Source organism: Microbacterium sp., assembly GCF_035554235.1.
Lineage (GTDB): Bacteria > Actinomycetota > Actinomycetes > Actinomycetales > Microbacteriaceae > Microbacterium.
In genome coordinates this window covers 1-2,293 of record NZ_DATMIO010000155.1, presented here as the reverse complement: position 1 = coordinate 2,293, position 2,293 = coordinate 1, and the positions used below count along the sequence as shown (strand labels likewise).

General features: G+C 67.0%; 4 protein-coding genes. 2 read left to right on the top strand and 2 right to left on the bottom strand.

From position 1 onward, the window contains the following. Positions 1-433 (bottom strand): hypothetical protein (locus tag VNT50_RS08140; RefSeq protein WP_325484612.1); only part of this gene is annotated, 433 nt, incomplete at its 3' end. A 37-nt stretch (positions 434-470) separates the two neighbouring features. Then, positions 471-599, bottom strand: a complete 129-nt coding sequence (locus VNT50_RS08135) for a hypothetical protein (RefSeq protein WP_325484611.1) — start codon at positions 597-599, stop codon at positions 471-473. A 142-nt stretch (positions 600-741) separates the two neighbouring features. Between VNT50_RS08135 and VNT50_RS08130 the strand changes: the two genes are divergently transcribed. Then, complete coding sequence (locus VNT50_RS08130) at positions 742-1,752, top strand: ABC transporter ATP-binding protein (protein ID WP_325484610.1); 1,011 nt, start codon at positions 742-744, stop codon at positions 1,750-1,752. Further along, a partial coding sequence (locus VNT50_RS08125) for an ABC transporter permease (protein ID WP_325484609.1) occupies positions 1,749-2,293 on the top strand: 545 nt, incomplete at its 3' end. The genes VNT50_RS08130 and VNT50_RS08125, both read left to right, overlap by 4 nt.

Below are 2,293 nucleotides of genomic sequence, written 5' to 3'. Positions count from 1 at the left end.
ATCCAGGGACGGCGGCCGGCCGGGGAATGAGCCCAACGGCGAGGGCCCCCCAGAGGAGTCCTTCGACGAAGAACCATGGCTCGTTCACAAGAAGGTCTTGCAGGTCGGCGGCGCGCCGGTCGAAGGATCGCCACACGCTCGCGGGGAGTTGTGTCGGGTGTACGCCGGTCAGGCTGAGCACGCGTAACGTCCAGTCGACCAGCGCATGCATGCAACAGCCCACCGCCGCGATCCAGCCGAGTACCGGCAGCGCGCGACGGAGAACGCGTACGCGCATCGCCAGGAGTGGCAGGATCGCGGCAGCACCGATGATGGCGGCTCCGACGGCGTTGATGGCGCGGATCTGCGCGGTCGAGACTGGCTGGCCGATCATCCCGAACTCGCCGCCTGCCGCGTAGTAGGCCCGGTAGCAGGCGTAAGGGAGCGTCCACACGACGAGTGCTACGACGATCTTCCGGCGAAGGCCGGGCTCAGACCCGGCGCCAGACCGCGATGAAGCGACGTGCCCGGCAGGTGCAGACGTGCGGTTCATGGCCGTTCAGCTCGCCCCCTCCCTTGGCGACGATGGTCGTCCTGTGGCCCTGGGTCAATGCCGCCATCACCGATCCCTACCTCCGGACGGCTGGTGTCTGCCGTACCGGGTAACGGGTACCAGGAAATTGGCGCTAGCGGCGGCGATATTCAGCCTTGTCGTGGCGACGCTGGATGCGTCAGAACCCATCCCACCGGAAGAGCCAACCCATGACGACGCGTCCCCTTTTCCAACCAGTGGCCACGGAAGTGGCCCTGCCTTCGATCCAGTTGCGCGCGGTGCAGAAGAACTTCGGTGAGGTGCGTGCCGTGCGCGGGATCGACCTGACGGTCAGCCCCGGCGAAGTGGTGGCGTTCCTCGGGCCCAACGGCGCGGGAAAGACCACAACCATCGACATGATGCTGGGCCTGTTACGGCCCACCTCTGGCACCGTCGAGATCTATGGGGTGCCACCGGGAGAAGCGGTGGCGCGCGGGCTCATCGCCGCCGTCATGCAGACCGGCGGGCTACTGCGCGAGATCACCGTCGCGGAGACCGTACGGATGATCGCCACGCTGTTCGCGAACCCGCGTCCGGTCGACGAGGTGCTGCGTCGCGCCGGCATCGCCGATATTGCGGACCGCCGGGTCGGGAAGTGCTCCGGCGGACAGCAGCAACGGCTGCGCTTCGCCCTCGCGCTCCTTCCCGATCCCGAACTGCTGATACTCGACGAACCGACCACAGGCATGGACGTAGAAGGCCGGCGGGAGTTCTGGTCGGCCATCAGCGAGGACACCGAGCGTGGGCGCACGGTGCTCTTCGCAACGCACTACCTGGAGGAGGCTGACGCGTACGCGGACCGGATCGTGCTGATGAGCCGCGGGCGAATCGTCGCAGACGGCACCGCCGCCGAGATCAAGGCGCTGACGGCCGGTCGCACGGTCCGAGCCACTCTCGCCGGGGCCAACGCGCCGTCGCTGCCTTCACTGCCGGGCGCGGACAGCATCGAGGTACGCGGTGACACCGTCCTGGTGCATGCGAGCGACTCAGACGCCGTGGCGCGCTACCTGCTGGATCAGACGCCGGCGCACGATCTCGAGATCACCGCCCGCAACCTGGAGGACGCGTTCCTCGCACTGACCAGCGGGACCGACGAGCCGGACGACGCGTCGCAGGCCGAGGGGACGACGTCCTCCACCCAGACCGCATCCGCCACCGTTCCTGAGGGGAGCCCGCGATGACAACCACAACAGTCCCGGTCCGGCGAGTCCCGCCGTTCGGCGGCTTCAATTTGACCTTTCTGATGCTGGAGATCCGCCGGCTACTGCGTAACCGCCGTACGGTGATCTTCACCCTCGTACTACCGGTGGTGTTCTTCCTTCTCTTCGGCACCAACGCCAGCTATGCCAACGAGCCGGTGGGCTCGGGCAACGTCGAGGCCTTCATCATGATCAGCATGGCCGTCTACGGCGCCATGCTGGGCACGACCGCTACGGGAGCGATGGTCTCGGTCGAGCGCGCGCAGGGTTGGAGCCGTCAGCTGCGGCTGACCCCGCTGAAGCCGATCACTTACATCGTCATCAAGGTGCTCACGGCCACACTGGTCGGACTGGCATCGATCGCGGCCGTGTACCTTGTCGGTGCGATCGCCGGCTCCCACATGCCGGCGTCGGTCTGGGTCGAGACGGTGCTGATCGCCTGGGTCGGCTCGCTCCAGTTCGCGGCCTTCGGACTGTTCATGGGCTATCTGCTGCCGTCGGAGAACGTCATGCAGATCCTTGG

Bases quoted from the DNA above. Each gene is read 5' to 3' on its own strand.
- VNT50_RS08130 (WP_325484610.1), top strand. From the start codon at position 742: ATGACGACGCGTCCCCTTTTCCAACCAGTGGCCACGGAAGTGGCCCTG.
- VNT50_RS08135 (WP_325484611.1), bottom strand. From the start codon at position 599: ATGGCGGCATTGACCCAGGGCCACAGGACGACCATCGTCGCCAAGGGA.